Raw genomic sequence first — 22,112 nt, forward strand, 5'->3', positions numbered from 1 at the left:
TTGCGAAAATGGAAAATTGCCGTGTCGCGCCGCGTCCCCCGATAATCAGATCAACTACTTCATCGCAACGATCCGGAATTTCACATCGTCCAGTTCGTTGCGGCTTTAATTAAGGAGGAAAGCGCTTGAATGCATTAACCCCTCATCCGAACCTCCCTTCCGCCGCCAGCAAGGCTCCGGGCGTTAGCCGCCTTGGCCGTTTGCGCGCCCGGCTGTGGAAGGATCGGTACCTGCTGCTGCTGGGCTTGCCGGGTATCGCTTATTTTCTCATTTATCGTTACGTTCCGATGGCGGGTCTGTACATGGCCTTCATCGAATTCAGCCCGTTCCAGGGCATTGCGGACAGCCCATGGGTCGGCCTGGAACATTTTTCCCGCATCTTTGAGGATAAGGAAATCGTGCAGGTGCTGTGGAACACCTTGGCGATCTCATTCTTGCAGATCGTCTTCGCATTCCCGATTCCAATCGTGCTGGCGCTGATGCTGAACGAGCTGCGCAATCAAATTTTCAAGCGCATCGTCCAGTCGGTCATCTATCTCCCCCACTTCCTGTCATGGGTTGTGGTCATCGGCATCACTACGATCTTTCTGAAAGGCAACGGCGTCATCAACGACCTGCTTGTGCAATGGTTCGGCCTCGCGCAGCCTGTCCCGTTCCTGACTGATCCGGACTATTTCAAGCCGCTCGTCGTCCTGCAGGTCATCTGGAAGGAAGCCGGGTGGGGGACGATTCTCTTTCTCGCCGCGCTGGCGGGCGTCAATCCGCAGCTTTACGAAGCGGCAACGATGGACGGCGCCGGACGGTTTCGCCAAATGTGGCATATTACGCTGCCGGCGATCCGCAATACGATCGTCATCCTGCTCATTTTGCGACTAGGCCACGTGATGGATGCCGGTTACGAACAAATTTTCCTCCTGCTCAACCCGTTCAATATGGAGGTCGGCAACATTCTCGACACGTATGTGTTCTTCAAAGGCATCGGGCAGTCGGATTACAGCTTCGCGACGGCCGTCGGCCTGTTCAAGGGCGCCGTAGGGCTCGCGCTCGTGCTCTCGGCCAATTACATCGCCAAAAAACTCGGCGACGACGGCGTATTTTAACCCGTCCGCTTTGGAAAGGATGATTCACTTGCATCATCGAACCCTAGGAGACCGGTTCATCAATATCGCCAACATTTTGCTGCTTAGCCTGATCGCTCTGGTCATGCTGGTGCCGTTCTGGTACGTGCTGGCCGTATCCTTCGCATCATATAAAGAATTTCTGCAAAATGAAATTATCTGGTTTCCGAAACAATGGGTGCTGAGCGCCTATGAATTTATTTTCGCCTCAAGTTCATTTGTACGCTCGATCGGCGTCACGGTGTTCGTCACCGTTGTGGGCACGATCGTCAACCTGGCCTTCACCTCTACCTTCGCGTATACGCTCGCCCGCCCGGTCATCGGGCAGCGGATTATGGTGATGCTGGTGCTGTTTACACTGCTGTTCAGCGCCGGGATGATCCCGACCTACCTCGTCGTCAAGGAGACCGGTTTGATCAACTCGATCTGGGCGCTTATTCTGCCGATCGCCATCAATCCGTTCAATCTGATCGTCATGCGGCAGTTTTTCATGAGCATTCCCGCTGAGCTGCATGAAGCGGCCGTGATCGACGGCGCCAATGATTTGAAGGTGTTCTGGAACATTATGCTGCCGCTGTCGAAGCCGTCGCTGGCCGCTTTCGCCCTTTTTTATGCGGTGATGCACTGGAACAACTATTTTACGGGCATTTTGTACTTGAACGAGCCGGAGAAATGGCCGATCCAGGTTATACTCCGCCAGATGGTGGTCGTCGGCGAGGCGCAGACGGCGCTCGGCAGCGGCCAAATTCTTCTGGAGCACGCTCCGCCCGCGGAGACGATTCAGATGGCGGCGATCATCGTGGCGACCGCGCCGATTCTGATCGTCTACCCGTTTCTGCAAAAGCATTTTGCCAAGGGGGTGATGCTCGGATCCGTCAAAGGCTGATACCGGTTCATCCGGCCGGAACGGGCTTTCTTGCGCAAGGAAAACTTTCGAAGTATGATCCAATCATGGGAGGGGCTTGTCAATGAACAAACGAGGAAAGACTTGGATTGCAGCAGCGCTCATCGGAGGAATTGCGCTGATGTCCGCCTGCGGCGACAGCACGAAGACCGAGAACCCGAATACTGGAGGCGCTGCCGGCGAAACGCCGGAAAGTCCGCAGCAGCAACAGGAGAAGCATACGATCACGATGATCGACTTCCGTTACGGAGCGATTCCTCCAACAGATGGCAAAGGACTCAAGATGATAAACGAGAAATTCGGCGTCGATTTCAAACCGCAGTACGTCGTTCGCTCCGATTACGACCAAAAGTTGAGTGCCGTCGTCGCTTCGGGTGAAATTCCCGATATCATCCTCATGGAGGCGCCGGATTCAAATTTCTATAAGTGGGCGAAGCAGGGAGCCTTTCTGCCGCTGAACGATCTGCTGGACAATTATCCAACAATGAAGCAAATTCCGGACAACATCCGCAAAGCAGTTACGGTAAACGGCAACATCTACGCGGTTCAGAGATATTTGACCGAGAACTACCAGCTCACCCCGGTAATTCGCAAGGATTGGCTGGACAAACTTGGACTTGCCATGCCGACCAACTACGAAGAGTTGAAGCAAGTCGCGATCGCCTTTACCAAAAACGATCCTGACGGCAACGGCAAAAACGATACGTACGGAATCGCCATGTCGCAAAATATAAACCCGAGCTTCGGGATGGGCGCATATTGGGATTTTGAGGCCTGGTACCATAAAAACGACGAAGGTCAGCTCATTCCAGGCATCATTTCCGAAGCGCGGAAGCAGCATATCGGCTGGCTGGCGGACTTGTACAAGGAAGGCGCGATTACGAAGGATTTCGCCCTGCTGAACTGGGCGCAGACGAATAAGGAATTTTATTCCGGAAAAGCGGGCATCTTTATCGGAACGCCTCGCGGCATGAACCCGACCTATATGCAAGGGCTGGTTGAGGTGAACCCGAATGCGGAGATCGTCCCGATTCCTCCATTCGCGGCACCGGACGGCTCGCAAGGCTTTGTCTCCTCCCCCGGCTTCTACGGCATCGTAATGCTGAACGCGAAGCTGGCGAAGGAGCCGGACAAAGTAAAAAAAATTATGGAAATGCTCGATTATGGCCGGACATTCGTGCCGCTTGAGGAGCGAACGGCCAGCAACGCCGATTTCGACTGGCTGAACGGCAAAGAAGGCGAAGGCTACAAGATCGAGGATGGCAGCGTCCGCCGCGAGGTCGAGGAGAAAGGTCTTGCGCCGATCAACTACTTGCCGGACAAAACGATGTGGGCTCCGAACGATGCAGCCAACGGCTACTCGCAGGAATACACCGTACCGCTGCTGCGTGAGCTGGCAGCCAGCCTTGAAAAAATGCACGGGGAAACAAAGCATCTGATCAATCCGATCAATTCGGTATTCTCGGAGACCCGTGCGGTGAAGGACAGCGAGTTGTCCAAATACCTGTATACCGAACAGACAAAAATGATCTTCGGCGAAAAGCCGCTTTCCGACTGGGATGCAATGGTGAAGGAATGGTCCGATAAAGGCGGCGCCCAAATCATCAAGGAAGTGAACGAGGCGCTCCAGGCGAACGGTTACTCTGGCCCGGAATGGAAGTAATTTCTATGCCTCTTGTCAATTCCGATTGACAGACCTAATTAGGGCAAGCCCGGTACTTGCGATAAAACCGTAAGTGCCGGGCTTTTTTGCTGATTTCATGGCATGATTAAGAATGCTTAAAAAAGAATTGACAAGCTATTTGTGCTATGGTAATATTTATCTTGTCGCAAAAATGGGGCCATAGCTCAGCTGGGAGAGCGCATCGCTGGCAGCGATGAGGTCAGGGGTTCGATCCCCCTTGGCTCCACCATAATTATTCAACGGGCAGCCTTGTCGGGCTGTTTTTTTGCAACAAAGATGGTAATGGTAAATGGTATTTGTAATTACGTTAAGTTTGTACGATAAAACGTACAAGTGCCCCTGGTTTTGATGTGTGTTGGAGCCATTTTGTACGATTTATCACACAAAAGGCGATCGGATTGCGACGAAATCATGGATTTTGTACGAAGAATCGTTTGAATAGGCTTGAATTGACCGGTACCAGTTGAGTTTTATACGATATTTCACTCAAAGTGACGAAGCACGCCCCGATGATCTGCACTACGCAGGGTTAATCGGGGCGTTTTTTATTCTAATCCAGGAGGCGAAGAGAGAGTGAGCTTCGAAATCGAACATGCAAAGTGGATGAAATGGCATTTGAGCAGGCGTCGTGGAGAGCGAAAGGACGCACTGATGCGGGGACACGGTTATGGGAATCAAATGTTTGTCGAGAAGATTTGGTGGTCGCTCATGGGACATTTTGTCGGGCTGCATCCGGAGTACGAGGTGAATGATTGGCGGGGGCGATCTTATTTTTTGGACTTTATGTGGAATGTGGGAGGAAACCGCTTTGCGTTCGAAATCATGGATTACGGTTCGCACGGCAAAGACCGCTCGAAGTATCGATTGGATCTGAACCGCGGGTTGTTTCTCCAGTCCCAACAATATCAAGTTATAGCGATCTCATTCGACGAGATGAAAGAAAACCCTTCATTCATTGAAGCTATACTTCGGAATATGTTGGCTCCATATCTGGCTTCAGCTACAAAGCAAAACGCGATGGTTTCGCGTACGTTTTGCAAAATTGAACGACAGCTCATGCGTTTCGCCATCCGTCACAATCGAATCATTCGTCCCCCCGAGGCGGCAAGGGAGCTGGAGCTTCATAAACAAACTATTATTAAATATTGCCGCATGCTTGTTCAGAAAGATAGGCTTCGACCGGTACCAGCCGGCGCAACAGGAAAGATCTATCGTTACGAATACTTGGGATCGATCCAAAGCCCCGATTTGTTATAGGTATTTCGGCATCAACGGTCTGATCGATCATGGGTGCTATTACTCTTAGAGACGACGAAGAGGTGCATGCGCTAGAGCCAAAGCCGGACGAGCATGATGTTTCTATTGCTAAGGTTGTCCTCGTCGAGTGTGCTTCTGCTGTAGGGTTAAATGAAGGATTCAGCCCCCCCCCTTGGCTCCATCAATACACAAAAACGAAACAGGCTGCGGCAGCAAATAAAGAAAACAGCCGTCCGGCGGACAAGGTTGACAATGGTCAAACAACGACATCACACGTCTGCACACGAAAATGGAAGTAGAGGTCGCGTATCGAGCCTAGGTTAGCTAGCTGTATCCCTCTATTCTCCGCCAACATTTAACACAAACGGCAGAAATGCCGTTTTTTTGTTTTAACAAATTCTTTTGCAGTTCAAACATATTGTATCCAATCCGGGTATCTGGCCAGGACGGCCCGTATTTGAACGCGGTTCGTCTGCGCGCATGGTGTGAAGCGGATGAGTACAGCGTTTAACTCTACTTTAGCGATCTGTATCATTGAACATTCGATATACAAAATATTGACAGTAAGATTAAAAAGATATAAACTACCAAATGAAAGTTAATTTCATAATAAATAAACTTCAATGATCTTTTAAAATCCCGCCCAGTAGAGAGCAAAAACGCCAGGACGAGTCTTGAAACAAAGGAATTGTGTCTTAATCAATTGCGGAAAGGAAGTGATCGTGTTGGAGTACCAAAATACGTTAGCTATTCTTATGAACAAAGTAAATAAATCTTATGGCTCGAAACGCGGGGTTACAGATTTAAATCTAACCGTAAAAAAAGGTGAAATTGTCGGATTTATTGGGCCTAATGGTGCAGGGAAGTCGACCACGATCCGGTTGCTTATGCAGATGATCAGCCCTACGTCCGGGGATATCTCGATTCTTGGCGAACGAATAAAGAAGGATCATCCAATGATACGCAGCCGAATCGGTTATCTGCCTTCCGAGATTAGACTTTACCCGGATTTAACTGGAAAACAGATGCTGGAGCTTGCAGCAGGCATTCATGGGGTTGATTTGAAAAAAACAAGGATTCCCGAATTTGCGCAGAGACTGCAATGGGAGATGAACCCTCGGATCCGAACCTACTCATTAGGAAATCGCAAGAAACTAGGCATACTGCTAGCACTTCTCCATAAGCCTGAATTGCTTATCCTGGATGAACCTACCTCCGGGCTTGATCCCCTCGCTCAGCAAAGCTTCTTTGAAATCGTTCAGGAATTAAATGAGACAAACGGTACAACGGTATTCTTGTCCACTCACATATTAACCGAAGTGGATAAGGTCTGCCACAGGGTCGTGTTTATACGAGACGGGAAAATCATTCAAGATTCTTCTGTTCCCGAACTAACCAAAGGAGGGGCTCATCTTTACGAGGTGACCTTTAAAGAATCAGGTGATCTAAGGCAAACGTATGGACTGCTAAATATAGATCCCCATTCAAAATATAGAGATGGGGCTTGTAGCGGAAGGGTTGAGGATGGTTGCCTAAATAAATTGCTTTCCATTCTTGCCGATAAGCCCATTAAAGATTTGAGCCTCAGAAAATTGTCTCTTGAGGAGAGATTTATGGAAAATTACAGTCGAAACAAAGAAAAGAAAGTTGAGGAGCCCAATGATGAGCAAGTTGTTTGAGTTAGAGTGGCGTCAAAATAAACGGAGTTTTTGGATCGCTCTTTGTGTTATTGCAGCGCTTCAAGCAATCCCAGCCGCCGCATCTAAGGCTTATTTAGATAGCCAAATCTCCAGCGGAACAGATCATACGGGTTCCACCGCACTTTCAACTTTTGAAGGATGGATGGCCGGTCAACCGTTTATGTTTTTCGTACTTCTTCTAGGATGCTTCGCCATAAACTGGTCAATAGGATCCATTGTAAAGGAGCGGGATCGTCATACTGCCGAATTTCTTTTCGCAACCCCTCGCAGTAGAACGAATATCTATCTGGCAAAATGTGCGGCGCATGTCGTGAAAGTCGTGATTATCGCTAGTATATCCACTGGTATTGTGCTGCTGATTGGCAAAAGTTTAGGCGTGATGAATGACGTTGTGGCTGTAAGCAGCGTCATGGCGGCCGGTCTGTTGATTATTCTCGGATTTATGGGAATCGGTTATGCGCTAACGTCTTGGCTTCCTTCCGAACGCAGTGCATTATCGCTAGGAATCGGAATCGTGTTTCTCATGTTCTTGCTTTACATGCTTTCTGATTTGACAGCATTAGAATGGCTGGGGGCTGTATCACTCTTTAACCTTTTTGATGTGTACGCAATAAGCCAGGGCACCGGGCTTGCATGGGGCTCTGTGATTGGAGCGCTCGCCGTATTTTTGATCGGCGGTTGCGTGGGCTGGAGGAGGTTAGTTCATAGAGATTTGTAAAACAATTTATTGTATCACCAGCCTATCCCTTATCAAGGAGGGCTTTTCTTTTTGGTTAATCAGAGAACGTTGAGGTTTATGACCTTAAGTGTAAAAAGGCTGTCATCAGTTGGGAATCATTAACCGATCACGCTAGTACAAGCGAGCCGTCCATGATGCTAAGGACAGCGCTGCCAGTGGATTTATCAATTTCCGCCAGATCGGAGATAAGGTTAATCATCCCGTTGCAGCTCGTGGGTAAAGACTTGGCGTACCCCAAAATAGCGCATCATCCCAGAACTGATCAATAAATGCCTTGATTTCTCCCAAGCCCTCCTTTCTCAGGCCGTAATACCTCCTGCTGCCTTCACGGCGGACGGTAACTAATCCTGATTCCGCCAGAACATTGAGATGCTGCGATACTGCCGATTTTTTATGGATAGAGTGTAAGATAAATGTTCATACTCTAATGAAGAACAAGTGGTATAATGAGAAATGTAACACCTTTACAACGATGGCGAAGCAGGTGATCATGAGATGGAAAGGGACCGCGGGACGGATCTTCTATCAGGTTGGTTGACATTGTCTCAAATTCAAATGAATGTTTCGAATGAGCTCGAAGCCGCTCTGCAGAATAAACATCAATTGTCGCTAAATGAATTTTATATGCTTTTGTTTTTATATGAAGCTCCGGACAAAAAGTTAAGATTGCAGCAGTTGGAAAGTATGATCGGCTTAAGCCAGAGCGCCCTTTCGAGGCTAGTTAGCAGATTTGAAGCAAAGGGATGCGGGGCTTTGAGAAGATACGTTTGCGAGAATGATCGCAGGGGCGTTTATACTTCTTTAACTCCGTTAGGCGTGGAAAAGCTCGAAAAAGCATTGTCAACATTCCAATCGGTATTAATGCAACAGTTTTCGAAAGAAGAGATTCAAAGTTCGCTGCAATATTTGGTCCACATGAACGAGTAAAGACAGTCTGCCTTGACGAATTGGCAGAGTCGCGCTATCATAAATGCATGCACATGCATGTATTTTCTATAGTATCCGCACGTTTTTGTCTCACGCAGCCTCATCATGCGTTAAGAAAGGCTTTTTCATTGCCGCTATAAACCGAAAAGGAGTTAAACGTCATGAATCATCTTTTTAGTTCGTTCAAGCATAAAGGGTTAGATCTAAAAAATCGGGTCGTTATGCCTCCCATGTGCCAATACTCGGTAACCGCCAAGGATGGAATTGCGACAGAGTGGCATTATCAGCACTATGTAAGCCGGGCTGTGGGCGGAGCAGGCCTTATTATTATTGAAATGACAGATATAGAGCCCGATGGTCGCATTTCGGACTATGATCTGGGCTTATGGTCCGACGATCAAATACCGCCGTTGGCGCGGATTGTAGATGCCTGTCATCTTTATGGAGCGAAAGTTGGCATTCAAATCGCTCATTCAGGTCGTAAAGCGCAGGATGCCGCCATTCCGGTCGCACCATCGGCTGTTCCATTCGACGAAAATTCAAAAACACCACGAGAAATGACTACGGACGAAGTGAAACAAATGGTTGAGAAATTCCGAATGGCCGTACGGCGTGCCGTAAAAGCCGGATTCGATACGATTGAGCTTCACGGCGCTCATGGCTATTTGATCCATCAGTTTCACTCGCCGCTTACGAATCGAAGAACCGACGAATACGGCAATGAATTGACCAAGTTTGGTATAGAAACGATTCAAGCGGCCAAAAGTGAGATGCCGGATGACATGCCATTAATTATGCGAATATCCGCAATTGAATATGTGGAAGGCGGGTATGGAATGAAAGAAAGCGTGGCATTTTCTAAACAATATCAACTAGCTGGCGTCGATATGTTTCATATCAGTGCAGGAGGAGAAGGCCCAATTGCCGCTTGGGGCAGACCAGGTACACATGCCGCTTATCAAGTGCCTTTGGCAAGAGAAATCAAGCACGCCCTGAATGTTCCGGTTATTGCCGTCGGGAGATTGGATGATCCGGGATTGGCAAATGCTGTCATCGGCAACGAAGATGCAGATCTTGTGGCGGTTGGAAGAGGCATGCTGAGAAATCCTTATTGGGGTTTGGAGGCTGCTGCTGTACTGAAAAAAGAAACTGCTATACCAAAACAATACGTTTCCGGATTCCCAGGCAAATGAAAAAGCCTGCCCGGGTTACAAGATGAGGCCAGCGGTTCAGTCCCAATAGAAGGCTCCAGGTGATCCGCAATCACTCACAGGAGCCTTCTATACTCAACGGATGCTGACATTGTCCCTCAGCTGCGGCAACCGGCATACTGCTATTCCAAGTAAGCCCAAATATCGTCCTCAATCAAAAAGCTGTGGAGCTCCAGCAAGCCGCCGCGTTTAACCCGGTTCCATGCTGGTCCGCTATAGCCGAACTCCCGCTCACAATGCTTGGCGGCCAGCTTTACATTTTTAAAGTGCAACGACTCTCCATCTTCATGCTCAATAACTAGCTGCATTGTATTCACTCCTCCGAATTAATAAATTTATTTTGTTTATTTTTATTTGATTCCAAGTAGCAAAGCTTAATATAGCTATATAATGCCTGGCACTTCTCATCCGATGGCTGGTCCACAATATGCTCCAGCATCGTACGGATAATGGCCGTCTGCTCCTGAGTTGTATAATACTCGGGAAAACCCCGCTTGTTTTGCTCGCAAAATCCGACATATCCCCGCCCGTAGGCGAACATGATCGTATCCGCATCAAAACAGACGTCCCGCCAATACCAGCCATGATAAGGGATCGGCATGTCTGTCCCGCCGCATCCTGCCAGTCCTGGCTCGTTATAGGCATCGATCTCGGCGATTTGCATATTCAGCTCATCCGAGCTATATTTCCATCTCATGTCCTGCCGTTCACCCCGCCAGTCCATTTTTTCATTTTGCTGCAGCGCTAATGCTTCTCTGACAATTTGTCGGTCCTTTCCCCGCCTGCTATGCTCATTTGCGTGCCTCAAAGCGCCGGGTCACATCCCCCGAACTCCCGTGCAGCATGCATCGCCTCGGACTTCCTGCGGTATTGTCTCAGTCTTTCCGGATAATATTTTCCGACTAGCGAAGCAAAATAGTCCTCGTTAAACAATTTCCTGTATTCCAGCAATTCTTCATAGGAGTGAAACTTGAACGGTTCCCATTCTCCGGTCCGCTGCCAATGCTCGAATATTTTTTGGTGCTTCGTCTCGTCATACAAGTCGTAGTCGCTGCTGCGAAAGCCTTGCGGCACGAGCTTAAAGGAACGAACGAGCTCCAGCAAACATTCTTCGCACAGCTCGAAGCTCCAATTCTCATTGTCATACCGGCTGCTGTAACCGAAGCTGCATTCGAAGGATTGCATTTGTATTTGCTGTTCATCCTTTGCCGTCTTGTCCGGCAGCGGCCGGTACATCGCTTGCTTGCCGCATTTGTTGCAGACGATGCTGGACGAGACGACAACCTGCTCCAGCCGCGTTATTTCCCTCAGTTCCGTTACTTCACTTCGCACAACCGCTCCCCTCCTGCTCACCCTTCAATGACTTTCACCTGAAGCTTTCTTCTTCCGAACTCTAAAGCATCATCCAGGTTTTTCATATAAATGTCCAGCTTTCCTTCCTTGATCGCTCCCCCCCGATCCTCGCAGACATACTGTTGATCAAAGTAGGGAATGTACAGCTCGGTGCCGAAGGGCATCGATGGCGGGCATGCCGCTGTATGGTTTTCTTTTACTTTAGCTCCGCTGGCCGTAATTCCGTATTCGGGATGTCCCGGTGATTTGCCCGTTGATTCCTTACCCGCTGTATAAGCTGTTACTGTAAAAATCTCATAACCGTTATTTTCATCCGCTGCATCCTGCTGTTCGCTCAGTTGGACGATCGGCAGCGGCGGCTTGACTTGTTCGGTTTCCGGCAGCGGCTCCCCGCAGCCTGCCGCACGAAAGAGCCCCATCATAATCCAAAGAAATAATACCATTGTGTCAGTTGTCATAAGCTCCCCCTGCTCGATAGGTCTGTAAGATACCGCCATACGTTAAATTGGCTAGCATGCGTCATATATGCGCTAATCTCCAAACCCATTCAAAGTTTTGTATATATTTGTTTTATATATCATCAACATGCATCAAGCATGGGATTGTATTGGTTCAATGAAGCTTGCAAGCTCGCAAGCGATGAGAAGAAACGGCTGACGCCGTCCTTAGCACGAGGCAAGTTTCTTCCCCTGAAATTTTATAGAATTTATCGAGTGAAACTTAAAAAATTCTATAAAATCAAAGATTAGGCCGTAAATCGACCTTCTCTATGTCAGCAGCCGGCATGCATTCAGCAGCCATTCGAATGGACGTTCCACATGAAGCTGATAAAGCTTGTCCGGGTCAATCGTCAATGCTCGTTTAAGCTTTAAATCGCAAATCGGTTCCTGAAATAATGCTGTCAGCGCCTCCCTTGGAGACTTCTGCATAAGGGCCAAAAATGTAGGCCGATCCATGTTATACGCAAATATTCTCCCTTCTCTTTCCCGTCGAAGCTCTTTGCGTACATCAAAAAAATTCAAACCGTATACCCGCTTCGCAAATTCCTCCTTTTCCTTATCTGTCGGATATAAGAACGCGATTTCGCTTGCAATGGATTGTGCAGTCGGCGGAATCCCCAGCTCTTGTAACATACAGTGCTCCATTGTCAAGTTCATGAATCCACCCCCCGAACAGTTCCTAAGTACTACTCTATATCTCCACATACCCAAAATACAAACGTTTGTTCGCATTTCAGGTAGTTCTCATTATACATGAGGTTGCCACATTTTACAACATTAGCTTTTTATTCATTTTTGCTTATATTTATTTGTTGTAAATAAAAAAGGAAGAGCCCGCGCTCCTCCTTTAATCGATCTGATAGACCTGTTTCATTTTTTCGATATTTAAAAAATCATTTTTGTAATTGGTAATATTCATATATTCGGAAGGAGACTTGATGACATGGAAAGCTTGCAAGATCGCCTCCAGTTCGCGAACGGTAACATCACCCTGCTCCAAATAAATATCGCGCATCATTTTCAGTATGCCGGAATTGCGAATATTGATCGCCGTGTAGGTTGGAAAGCCGCTGTATTCCGCAATGCCGCGAAGCCGCTGCAAAATAAGGTGCTGCGCTACCTGCTGCGCCTTGATCCTGCCGTTGTTCACCGATTTCAGCACATAGCCGTAGTCCAGCAGTTGCGAGGTTGCCGGAGATTTCATGTCACTGTCGGCATTGCCGTTCTTTTTGTAGTATTCCCTTTGCGTATACGCGCCTTGAATAAGCTTGATCAGCCGCTGCGAAACTTTAAGTTCTCTTACCGATCCGTCATAGTCAGTCAGCTTTAGCAGGCGCTGCCCGATGTTTACATCGGACATTTTCAAATTTCTAAGCTCTGCGCACTGCTTGCCCAGCGCCCCCTCGAATATGAGCGCAGGAATGACCGCATCCTGGTCGTTAACTAAATCCTTGTATGAATCGAGCATTTCTGCTTCTGTAAAAAAACGTTTCTTCGAATTGCTAACCATCTTTTGCACATATTCAATGCCTGCAACCGGATCAAGCGGATTAGCAGCAGAACGGGTCAAGCCGTTCTCGATTGCCCAGCGAATATAGTTTTGGACAATCCAGAACGCTCCTTTGGCGCTGGCATAGGAGGTCGGATCCAAATAACGAAAAACATCCTCAATTTCGCGCAAATTGAAGTCGTATAAATCTTTGCCGTGTTTCTCTTCGAAAATTTTGGCGCGGCTTAATATGCGGCCGTATGCGGCAGCACTTGCAGGATCTCCGGCAGCGCTCAAAAAAAGCCGCTTGTGATGCTCATTGTAATAGCCCTGTTCATAGGTCAAATTAGACATCCGGCTTCACCTCTATCGCTGCACCTGTTTGCAAATTGAATCTGTTCACGCTGGCTTGCTGCTCCCGGCTTGCTTGTACGCGACTGCATGACCGGCATAAGCCGCATCTTCACTCCTGATCGCTCCCTTATCATACATGTTCACCGCCCCGCCAGCCTTCTCCCCGCTTAAGCTGGTATTTTTTAAATTCGACATAGTCCTTCAATTCTTCCAGCAGCTGCCGCTGATCGCTTGCCCTTATCCCATCCAGTGCTCCGGCCAGCCATTCATTGAATTGTTCCATGTCCGGCCCTTGTCCGGCATATGTCCCATCCTGCTCTTGAATGGTACGACTTTCGGCCTGCGGACCGCTCATGTCGCAGCTGCTTTTCAATGCATAAATATAATCGATATCCGGCAAATATCCGGCGCTATATAACCATTCATCCCGATTGCCTCCCAAGGCGTCGGCAAGCTTTTCCACATTCGTACGCAGCGGCACGCTTTCTCCCCGCTCGATCTTGCTTAACTGCGAGTAGCTGACACCGCTTCGCGCCTCCAAATCCCTGAGTGTCATCTGCTGCTGCTTGCGCCCTTCTCTTAGCAGTTGACCGAAAGTAAGCTGACCTGCTCCCATTCCTTTCACCTCAACACTAAGATAACACAACAATTTTCACAACACAACAACCAAATGCGAACATTCGTTTGATTTTTGTATATTTTTATTTTATAATAATCGCATTCATTGAGCAACTTGATTTTTACAAGGAGGTTAAGCGATGAGCGCTTCACGCCAATTGCAACGTTTTGTCTTCAAGTTTCACTCCTCGCGCATCAGGGAAGCCGGCTGGCAGCTGCAGCTTACACTTGAGGAGGCCATCGCCCGCGATGAGCTGATCGCCTTGGCGGATAGTACATTGCTCCGATTTATCCGGCAAATTCAGCATAAAGAACAAAGCCGCGAGCAAGAAATAGAACGCCGGGCCGCCCGGCTGCGCCATGCCCTGGATGCCGAGAAGGACCGTTCGCCCGCACCCGACAGGCAGGCAAGCTACCTGCAGCTTTATCAATTGCTCTTTGTTCCCGAGTATGCCGCCATTGTCATGGATACGATGAAGGACTTTGACCGTTTAAACCTTAAAAAAGGCTTTATGATCAACGGCAAGCTGTTCCGCAGATTGCTGGCGACGCCCGGCGGCGCCAAAAACAGCACCGTCATCTATGTATCCGAGGATGTCTACGAACCGCTCGCCAAACGGCTGGACAATGGCCGCAACCCGCAGCAACCGTTCATCCCGGCCAAGCTGGAAGCCTACAAAGCGCTCGCCTGCAGCTCCAGCATCCCGGTTCCCGATCCTGAGGGCGTGCTTGTCGTGCCCGATTGCTGGACATCATTTAAAACAAATATAATCAGAATTTCCGATTCTGATGGCGACAACCCGACACTTTCCTATGAGCAGCAGGCCGAGGTTGCTTTGAATGAAAGCGATGGCTACGGTCTCATCCACCCTGACCTCAGCTTGCAATGGAGCCGCAGCCTGGGCGCAGCTTACCGCAGCAGCGGCTTTTGCATCCGCAATGCGTTTGCCAAAGGGATGGTGTTCACCTTCGACTTTATCGATTTCGCGGACAAAGTTGCCGGGCATTATATCGTCAAGGACGCATGGGGCTGCGAGCGCGATATTCGCCGCGTCCGGCTTATTTTAACGACCTCCATGCTCAAGCTGTGGGACAGCTACCGGAGTCTCGAGCATTATACCGCCTGCTGCCGCGAGAACGGGTACAAATACAGCGTAACCAAGCTGTTGCCCGAGAAGCTTGAACATGAGCGCAATCTGAACTACCAGTTCTTTCAGTCCTTCGATTTAAGCGATGAGGAGCTTGCCGAACTGGCCAGGCCAACGATTGAAGAAATTAAAGCGTGCCTGGGCGGCGACTGGCGCATGAGCCTGTTATTTTTGAAAGGAACCCGCCTACATCTGGACGGCTTCCAGCGCATGGATCCCGATTATGCCAAAGCGTTAATGATCGAGCCGCGCATGATTGATGATCCTTTTGTCAGGGAGAAAATTCATTATGCGATCAAAAAACGGATCAACGACGCCAAGATCGGCGTCCTTAAAGTAAGGGGCAATTTCTCCACCGTATCCGGTGATCCCTACAGTCTGTGCCAGAGCATATTCGGGATGGAAGTGACCGGGCTGCTCCGGGCCGGACAATTTTACGCGGAGTATTGGCAGGATCGGCAGGTCAATCAGATCGCCTGCTTCCGTGCGCCGATGACTTGCCACAACAATATCAGGCTGCTCAATCTCGTGCACAATGAGGAGATGCGCTATTGGTACCGCTACATGAAGACGGTAACCATTTTCAACTCCTGGGACACGACCGCCCATGCGCTCAATGGCTGCGACAAAGACGGCGATGCGGTGCTGACCACGGATAACCCGATTTTGCTGCGCAATCTCCGCCCGCTTGACGCGATCATTTGCCAGCAGCGCAGCTCCGGCAAGATCATTCCGGCAGAGCAGCATTTTATCAAAGCGAATAAAAGCGCTTTTGGCGATGCGATCGGTTCGATTACGAATGTCATTACGTCCATGTTCGACGTCCGCGCCAGGTTCAGTCCGGGGAGCGAAGCTTTTGAAGAGATGCAATACCGCATTATGTGCGGCCAGCATTTTCAGCAAAATGCCATCGACAAGCTGAAGGGCATTGTGAGCAAACCGATGCCGAAGCACTGGTACGATTACCGGAGCGCCGCGCCTGAAGATGACAATGAGCAGCAAGAACAACAGCAGCAGCTTGCCGCGGACAAGCAGCCTTATTTTTTCATCTATATTTATCCGCAATTAATGCGCAAGTTCAAAAGCTTTATTAAAAATGCCGAAGAAAACTGTCTCGTCAATTTCAAGCTGACCCTTGCCGAATTGCAGGATAAACCGGCGCGTACCCCGGAAGAGGAAAGCTTTTTACATTATTTTCAGCTGACCAGTCCGGTATCGATGAGCCCCTCCACGATGAACCGCCTGTGCCGGCATATCGAGGCAGTCTTTCAGCATGACCGGCTTCCGGCAACCGCTGCGGGCGCAGCTTTTGACTACAGCCTTTTGCAATCGGGCCGGGTCATTGATCCATGCCGTATGGAGGCAATCAAGCATTTATATGAGCAGTATTTGCAGCAAACGAAGGAGTTTGCCAAAAAAAGCAGCTATGAACGCATCGATAAAGAGGAGCGGTCGCAGAAACGCAAGCTGTTCGCCTCCATTTTCCAACAAAAGGCGCTGGCGCTTTGCCCTGACCGTGAGCAGCTGGCTGACATCGCAGTTGAGCTCTGCTATCCGAAAAACAGCTCGTCCAAGCAGTTTGCCTGGGATTTGTGCGGCGAGCAAATGCTGCTGAACCTGCTGCGGCATGCCGGCGGACGCATTTTTATTCCGGAGCGCGCAGAGGATGGCGATCTCTTTTATCATGGCGAATCCTTCAAGCTGAACACCTACTATCTGCAAGCGGAGGAGCTTTTTGATGAAAACCGTAACGAATGAAATCGAGATGCTGCAGCAAATTTTACTGGAAAATGCCATCGATCCGCACAACCCGCTCACTTCCATTCGCATCCTGGCCAAATATCTGCATCAGTACGGCTGCGATAAGCCGAAAATTGAGGCCACCCTGCAGCAATATATGGACAGCCACCGGGAATCCCTTCGCCTCGACCCGCTCGTTTGGGGCCGCCGGCTGACCAGCGCCGTCAACTACACAGTCAAGCATTCGCCCAAGCTGATCTATATCGACCATGTAACCGTTACAGAGACAGAGCTGCAGCGCATTAGCGCATTGAATAACGACAACCGGGAAAAGCTGGCCTTCTCCTATCTGGTTCACAGCAAGATCAATAATAAAAAATACAACAATGAGCTGTATGATGTCTACACACCGACCTCCGACATTATAAAAGAAGCGGAGTGCAACAAGCCGGTCCGCCCCCCTTCCGGCAAGCGGACGCTGGCACGAGCGGTCCGTAAGGAAAACCCGCTGCTGGCCATCAGCGACCTTGTCCAGGCAGGCTATTTGGAGCAAACCCGCTCAATTGGCAAAAACACAAAAAAAACGGTGCTGTTCGCCGACGAGCATAGCCCGGCCGTTTTCCGCATTGACGATTTTAATCACTATATGAACTATTACTTGGAATGGCGCTACAAAGCGGTTGCCCGCTGCCCCGCCTGCAATGACTGGGTGCGCACAACAACCGGCCGTACCAAGTATTGCCTCGCCTGCCGCAAGGAAAAAGAGAAGCAAGCCAAACGGGAATCCTGGCATCGAAATAAAGCGAATTACAAGGACTAGACGGTATTTAAAATAAAAATATATAGAATTACCAACAGGAACATGTGTTCGTTAATAAAATACTAATATGAGTAGATGCAGCTGATCTATTCGCTCTTTCAGGAGGAGAAAGAAAAATGAACAAGAAGGAACTGACAGAAGCTGTCGCAGCCCGGCTTGACGCCTCAAAGAAGGATATCGCCCAGATCGTCGATGCGATTGTGCTCACGATCTCCACCTCACTTGCGGCAGGCGAGGCTGTAAAAATCGCCGGGTTCGGCCATTTCATCATTTGCAGCCGCGCACCTCGCAAAGGCCGCAATATCAAGTCCGGCGCAGAGGTGGCCATCGCCGCTCGCCGGGCGGTCAAATTCAAGCCGCTCCGCGTCCTGCGGGCGGCCGTGAACGTGTATAACTGCAGCCCCTGATCCGAAAGCTGCAGACGATTGGAGGGATTTTGCTTTGTCCAGACTAGCCGAACTAACCGCTTGCCGCAATCTCATTGCCGGACAATTGGCGAACGATCAAGAGCTGCGCAAAGCGCTGTTCTATACGGACAGCGACTTTCTGGCCCAGCCCGACGTCGCGCCTGAACAAATTATGTACAGCCATCTTTATCCTTATGCTTACAGCCCGACGGCCGAAGAGTCGCCGCAGCTGAAAAAAAGCTACATCGCCGTCTCGCTCAAAGACTACGCCAAGGCAGGCGGCGGCGCTTTTATGGCCGGCAATTTATTCATCCATGCCATCACCCATCGCGACTTGTTTCGCACGGACTATGACTGCATTCGCCCGGACTATTTTGTCTCCAAAATCTACGACCTGCTCGCAGAGCTGCGCGGCATTGGCGTCGGTTCATTAGAATTTGCCGGCATGACTGAGCTTGTCGTCAACGAATATTTCATGGGCAATGTGCTGCAATATCGTCCGCTGCAATTCAGATAGTCCGGATGGAGTGATGGAACGCGATGTTTAACCGACTGTCCGCCTTTTTAGGCAAACCGCTCCCCTTTCACGGGGTCAGCGTCCATTCGCCAACAATTGACGAAATTGCCGATAAAGGATATGCGCATTATCAAATTCATCTTATTTTAGCTACATTTGATAAAGAAGGCGTGCTTCTTCACCTGTTTGGCATCTCGGAACAGGATTACGCGCCGCTGGCTGAGCAAGACAGCTTTGACCTGCTAACCTCTCATTCGCAAATTGCCCAGCACATTGCAGATTCTCTCTCCTTCTTTGTTAAAGCGGATGTCTCCTATCTTCCGGAGGAAAATTCGTTCGCATGCGACGGCACGCTGTTTCTGGACAAAACAAATTATCAGGAATGGATCACACTCATTCAGCAATTGAACGGCATGACCGACAGCAGCAAAAAAACGGAGCTCCAGTTCAAAAATGAGCGGGCAAAGCGCCTTTACAACGAGATGCAGAGGCAAAAAAGAAAGCTGAGCGCAAATCAGCAGGACGCGCTGGAGCTGAAAGACATTTTGTCCATCCTGTGCAGTGTCGAGGGCAACGCGGTCAGCGTTTTTAATGTCGGCAGCTTGACCATCTACCAGGTTTACGAGCAGTTCGAACGATTGAGTCTGAACTACAAGCGGCAAACCTTGCTGCCAGTATGGGCGAATGGCTACTTGGGCGAAGGCGAGAAATTGCCCGAGCTCTTCACTAAAACAACCCTATAATCCGCCAAAGCGGATTCAATTATGAGGAGGAACATTTATTATGACAATCGATATTGGACGTTTGGGATCCCGCGAAGTACTAAAACTGCAAGTATTTGACTACGTAACGCAAAAGCCGCTGATGCATTTTGACTACGCCAACACAAGTACATACGAAGGCAAATCGACCCGCGTATTCGCCATGGGCGCCGGCACGAAACGGATCGCCTGGGACGGCGAAAAAGAATTGACGCTGACCGTCGAGACGCAACTGTTCTCCCTGGAGCATCTGGCCCTTATTACAGGTGAAAGCATCGTAAGCGGCGCCCGCGATATTTATGAGGTGGAAACGCTGGTCGTCGGTGCCGACAAAAAGCTCGAGCTGCGCAAAACCCCGATCGGCGCGGAGAACGGTGTTGCCGTATTCCCGTACATTAATGGTGTCATCACGCACGACAGCCAAGCGATTGAAAGTGTAACCGACAAAACAGTAACGCTCGATGCCGCCGCAACCGTCAAGCCTGGCGATGAAGTGCAGGTGTACTACCAATATCAAGTGATGGATTCCAAAAAGGTTTCCTTTACAGCGAACGGCTTTCCGAAATACGTCAAGCTCGTCGGCGACACGCTGTATGTGGATGAACTGCGCGGCGAAGCGATCGATGCCCAGCTGGTCTACTACAAAGCCAAGCTGCAGCCGAACTTCACAATCGCTTCCAGCAGCTCGGGCGACCCAAGCAGCTTGAGCCTCGTCTTCGACCTGTTCCCAGTCAAAGTCAACGGCGAAGACACCATCGCCGATCTCGTGCTGTACGAGGACTAATTCGTTTTTTTCGCGAGAGCGGGACTCCTGTGCGGGTCCCCTCTCCCTTCTTTTTATTTTTCAAGCAGACTTTACAGCCGGTCATTCACGACTACCAACAGCCTGCTTGATTGTGCGGCACTTGTCAGGCGCCGCAGCGCAACGTCTGTTTTAAAAATAAAAAGACCGAAGGAGGCATAACAAATGGCCGACAATAGCAAAAGCATCACTCCGAAAAGCAGCAAGCCAAAAAAACTGAGCGCCACCGCCCTCAACAAAATGGCAGCTAAATTAGATGAAAAACAAAAAATTATCGTACTCGGGGAATACGAAGTCAACCTGCAGCAAACGTGGCGCAAAAGCGCGATTCGCGACGTCATTTTGAACTACCTTGATATTTTGCAGCAATTAAATCAGCAGGACGATATTACCAACACGACAATCGCCAATTCCGTCGCCTTGATCGACACCTTGCTAGTACAGGCGTTTACCGATATCCCCTTTCCGAAAAATAAAACCGATCTGAACAGTCTCATTCATATGACCAATGTTTTGCTCGATAACGGCATTCTCGAAGAAGTTGTACAGGCCTTCCATCCTGACAATATCACCCGCTTCCAGCAGGAATTCGAAGCCTTCCAGGCCAGGCTGGGCGAATATCTCGGCGACCTGGCCATCAAGCGCGGCGCCAGCCAGCCATGGAATCAACCGTTGAATCCGTCTTCGGACTCCGATGAATCGCAAGACAACCCGACAAACCCAATTACAAAGGAGAATTAATCCGCTATGAAATTACTTGCCTATGAATTAAATCCATTTATCGAATTTCTGTATCACCTGAAGCTGGCTGGCAAAACAAGCAGAATGCGCAGCCGCCTGCTCGCCGTCCTGTCTGAGCTGGCCCAGCGTCACGAGTCCGAAGTGAACAAGCTGGTGCAGGAATATGCCGAAAAGGATGAGCAAGGTAAGCCATTCATCGTCGAAGAAGAGAAAGGCAGCTACTACAAAATCGCCAATATGGAGCAGTTCAACAAGGAATACCAGGAGCTGGCTCAAGAAGAAATCGTGCTCGATCTGACCGCCGAGCGCCGGGCGATGCTGGAATGCGTCCGCGATGCCGTGCTGGATTGCGAAGATGTGTTCGAAGGCGACGACGCCATCCGTTACAATCGCTGGTGCGATATTGTCGAAGCGATTCAGTATGAGGAATAAGGGAAGTTGCACAAATGTAATTTTAATAGAAAGGAGCGAGATGAATGAGTAAAAAGAAAAATGAAGGCCGAATCTCTCTTACCCCAGAATTGGATCTCAACTCAACAGGTAAACTCAAAAGTGATATTATAACACTATCCAAAGATGCTAGTTTGCCTGCTCTGAAATTAAAACTTGCCATCGATCATGCCGGATCAATCAAAAATATCAATATTGCAATCAACGCGCTGGCAAACGATTCCGGGCTAAAAAAAATTTCGATTGGCGCAAAGCTTGATCCGAACAGTATCACACAGATTCAGCAGAATATTTCCACCAAAGGAAATGTCAATATACGAGCAAACATCGTTAATACAGATAAAATTATAAAGAATATTGACAATGTAAGAAAAGCGATCGAAGAACCGCCAGAGTTCGAAAAAGCTTTTGCCGGTGAACTGATCAAATTTCCGGCTGCAGAGGCAGCTAAGGCCATATATAGCACGCTTAAAAACGGGCTTGTATCCGCCGTCGACACCATTATTTCTGTCGATGGTAGAATGAATGAGCTTAAACGCACATTGTCGGATAGCACCAATACAGATGCCGTCTTAAAAAACAGTATCAGCCTGGCTAAAGAGTTGGGCATGTCCATCGAAAGCGTTTTGGAAACCACTACCGTCTTCGCCCGACAAGGCTTTAATTCTGTAGACGCCACGGCGCTTGCTCAAGTCTCGTCTACCATGCAAAATATTAGCGGCATGAACGCTGACGAGAGCATGAAAACCCTTACCAGCGCTTTGCAAAACTTCAATATTGAAGCACGCAACAGCATGCAGATTGCGGATAAGATCACCGAGGTTAACAATCTGGCCTCCTAGCATGGCGACATGTTAGACAAATCTAGCTAT

Annotated in this window: 24 protein-coding genes and 1 tRNA gene; 18 read left to right on the forward strand and 7 right to left on the reverse strand. The window is 49.1% G+C overall.

All coding sequences use genetic code 11. The features are described 5' to 3' along the window. The first annotated feature begins 125 nt into the window (after positions 1-125). From ACFQ0N_RS10220 to ACFQ0N_RS10260, 9 genes are all read left to right on the forward strand, one after another. The gene (locus ACFQ0N_RS10220; protein WP_379325525.1) at positions 126-1,100 is read left to right on the forward strand and encodes an ABC transporter permease; all 975 of its coding nucleotides are present in this window, start codon (positions 126-128) and stop codon (positions 1,098-1,100) included. Positions 1,101-1,128: 28 nt separating this feature from the next. After that, on the forward strand, positions 1,129-2,004 hold the full coding sequence (locus ACFQ0N_RS10225; protein WP_379325527.1) for a carbohydrate ABC transporter permease: 876 nt from the start codon (positions 1,129-1,131) through the stop codon (positions 2,002-2,004). An 82-nt stretch (positions 2,005-2,086) separates the two neighbouring features. Next, a complete protein-coding gene (locus ACFQ0N_RS10230; RefSeq protein WP_379325529.1) occupies positions 2,087-3,685 on the forward strand; it encodes an extracellular solute-binding protein in 1,599 nt (532 codons plus the stop codon). Between the two features lie 174 nt (positions 3,686-3,859). Beyond that, positions 3,860-3,935: transfer RNA gene (locus ACFQ0N_RS10235), tRNA-Ala, on the forward strand. A 344-nt stretch (positions 3,936-4,279) separates the two neighbouring features. Then, positions 4,280-4,963 carry a hypothetical protein gene (locus ACFQ0N_RS10240; protein ID WP_379325531.1) on the forward strand — a complete coding sequence of 228 codons (684 nt, stop codon included), beginning with the start codon at positions 4,280-4,282 and terminating at the stop codon, positions 4,961-4,963. Positions 4,964-5,688: 725 nt separating this feature from the next. Then, on the forward strand, positions 5,689-6,642 hold the full coding sequence (locus ACFQ0N_RS10245; protein WP_379325533.1) for an ABC transporter ATP-binding protein: 954 nt from the start codon (positions 5,689-5,691) through the stop codon (positions 6,640-6,642). Then, positions 6,626-7,381 (forward strand): ABC transporter permease subunit, encoded by a 756-nt coding sequence (locus ACFQ0N_RS10250; RefSeq protein ID WP_379325535.1) that lies wholly within the window; start codon positions 6,626-6,628, stop codon positions 7,379-7,381. The genes ACFQ0N_RS10245 and ACFQ0N_RS10250 overlap by 17 nt, the downstream gene beginning before the upstream one ends. Before the next feature lie 516 nt (positions 7,382-7,897). Then, the gene (locus ACFQ0N_RS10255; RefSeq protein WP_379325537.1) at positions 7,898-8,329 is read left to right on the forward strand and encodes a MarR family winged helix-turn-helix transcriptional regulator; all 432 of its coding nucleotides are present in this window, start codon (positions 7,898-7,900) and stop codon (positions 8,327-8,329) included. A 161-nt stretch (positions 8,330-8,490) separates the two neighbouring features. After that, positions 8,491-9,522, forward strand: a complete 1,032-nt coding sequence (locus tag ACFQ0N_RS10260) for an NADH:flavin oxidoreductase/NADH oxidase (RefSeq protein ID WP_379325539.1) — start codon at positions 8,491-8,493, stop codon at positions 9,520-9,522. Positions 9,523-9,662: 140 nt separating this feature from the next. Here ACFQ0N_RS10260 and ACFQ0N_RS10265 read toward each other — a convergent pair whose 3' ends face one another. The 7 genes from ACFQ0N_RS10265 to ACFQ0N_RS10295 form a co-directional block, all read right to left on the reverse strand. Further along, positions 9,663-9,848 carry a hypothetical protein gene (locus tag ACFQ0N_RS10265; RefSeq protein ID WP_379325541.1) on the reverse strand — a complete coding sequence of 62 codons (186 nt, stop codon included), beginning with the start codon at positions 9,846-9,848 and terminating at the stop codon, positions 9,663-9,665. Between the two features lie 5 nt (positions 9,849-9,853). Next, positions 9,854-10,237, reverse strand: coding sequence for a hypothetical protein (locus ACFQ0N_RS10270; RefSeq protein ID WP_379325543.1), 384 nt, complete (start codon positions 10,235-10,237; stop codon positions 9,854-9,856). 107 nt (positions 10,238-10,344) lie between these two features. Next, positions 10,345-10,872, reverse strand: a complete 528-nt coding sequence (locus ACFQ0N_RS10275; RefSeq protein ID WP_379325545.1) for a hypothetical protein — start codon at positions 10,870-10,872, stop codon at positions 10,345-10,347. A gap of 17 nt (positions 10,873-10,889) precedes the next feature. Continuing rightward, a complete protein-coding gene (locus tag ACFQ0N_RS10280; RefSeq protein ID WP_379325547.1) occupies positions 10,890-11,351 on the reverse strand; it encodes a 3D domain-containing protein in 462 nt (153 codons plus the stop codon). Between the two features lie 309 nt (positions 11,352-11,660). Continuing rightward, the gene (locus tag ACFQ0N_RS10285) at positions 11,661-12,050 is read right to left on the reverse strand and encodes a hypothetical protein (RefSeq protein ID WP_379325549.1); all 390 of its coding nucleotides are present in this window, start codon (positions 12,048-12,050) and stop codon (positions 11,661-11,663) included. A 190-nt stretch (positions 12,051-12,240) separates the two neighbouring features. Beyond that, positions 12,241-13,236, reverse strand: a complete 996-nt coding sequence (locus tag ACFQ0N_RS10290; protein WP_379325551.1) for a phage lytic cycle repressor MrpR family protein — start codon at positions 13,234-13,236, stop codon at positions 12,241-12,243. Positions 13,237-13,366: 130 nt separating this feature from the next. Further along, positions 13,367-13,852 carry a helix-turn-helix domain-containing protein gene (locus tag ACFQ0N_RS10295; RefSeq protein WP_379325553.1) on the reverse strand — a complete coding sequence of 162 codons (486 nt, stop codon included), beginning with the start codon at positions 13,850-13,852 and terminating at the stop codon, positions 13,367-13,369. Between the two features lie 142 nt (positions 13,853-13,994). On the opposite strand from ACFQ0N_RS10295, the gene ACFQ0N_RS10300 reads away from it, so the two are divergent. From ACFQ0N_RS10300 to ACFQ0N_RS10340, 9 genes are all read left to right on the forward strand, one after another. Next, on the forward strand, positions 13,995-16,760 hold the full coding sequence (locus ACFQ0N_RS10300; protein ID WP_379325555.1) for an RNA dependent RNA polymerase: 2,766 nt from the start codon (positions 13,995-13,997) through the stop codon (positions 16,758-16,760). Continuing rightward, positions 16,741-17,562 carry a hypothetical protein gene (locus tag ACFQ0N_RS10305; RefSeq protein WP_379325557.1) on the forward strand — a complete coding sequence of 274 codons (822 nt, stop codon included), beginning with the start codon at positions 16,741-16,743 and terminating at the stop codon, positions 17,560-17,562. Before ACFQ0N_RS10300 ends, ACFQ0N_RS10305 begins: the two co-directional genes overlap by 20 nt. Before the next feature lie 116 nt (positions 17,563-17,678). Further along, positions 17,679-17,969, forward strand: coding sequence for an HU family DNA-binding protein (locus ACFQ0N_RS10310; protein WP_379325559.1), 291 nt, complete (start codon positions 17,679-17,681; stop codon positions 17,967-17,969). A gap of 34 nt (positions 17,970-18,003) precedes the next feature. Then, complete coding sequence (locus ACFQ0N_RS10315) at positions 18,004-18,486, forward strand: hypothetical protein (RefSeq protein ID WP_379325561.1); 483 nt, start codon at positions 18,004-18,006, stop codon at positions 18,484-18,486. Between the two features lie 23 nt (positions 18,487-18,509). Next, positions 18,510-19,229 (forward strand): hypothetical protein, encoded by a 720-nt coding sequence (locus tag ACFQ0N_RS10320; RefSeq protein WP_379325563.1) that lies wholly within the window; start codon positions 18,510-18,512, stop codon positions 19,227-19,229. Between the two features lie 40 nt (positions 19,230-19,269). Further along, the gene (locus ACFQ0N_RS10325) at positions 19,270-20,031 is read left to right on the forward strand and encodes a hypothetical protein (protein ID WP_379325565.1); all 762 of its coding nucleotides are present in this window, start codon (positions 19,270-19,272) and stop codon (positions 20,029-20,031) included. Between the two features lie 183 nt (positions 20,032-20,214). Continuing rightward, positions 20,215-20,790, forward strand: coding sequence for a hypothetical protein (locus tag ACFQ0N_RS10330; RefSeq protein WP_379325567.1), 576 nt, complete (start codon positions 20,215-20,217; stop codon positions 20,788-20,790). Positions 20,791-20,796: 6 nt separating this feature from the next. Then, positions 20,797-21,222 (forward strand): DUF1617 family protein, encoded by a 426-nt coding sequence (locus ACFQ0N_RS10335; RefSeq protein ID WP_379325569.1) that lies wholly within the window; start codon positions 20,797-20,799, stop codon positions 21,220-21,222. Between the two features lie 44 nt (positions 21,223-21,266). After that, positions 21,267-22,082, forward strand: coding sequence for a phage tail tape measure protein (locus ACFQ0N_RS10340; protein ID WP_379325571.1), 816 nt, complete (start codon positions 21,267-21,269; stop codon positions 22,080-22,082). Positions 22,083-22,112: the final 30 nt, after the last annotated feature.

Source organism: Paenibacillus sp. GCM10027626 (assembly GCF_042676285.1).
In the GTDB taxonomy this organism is placed as follows: domain Bacteria; phylum Bacillota; class Bacilli; order Paenibacillales; family Paenibacillaceae; genus Paenibacillus_Z.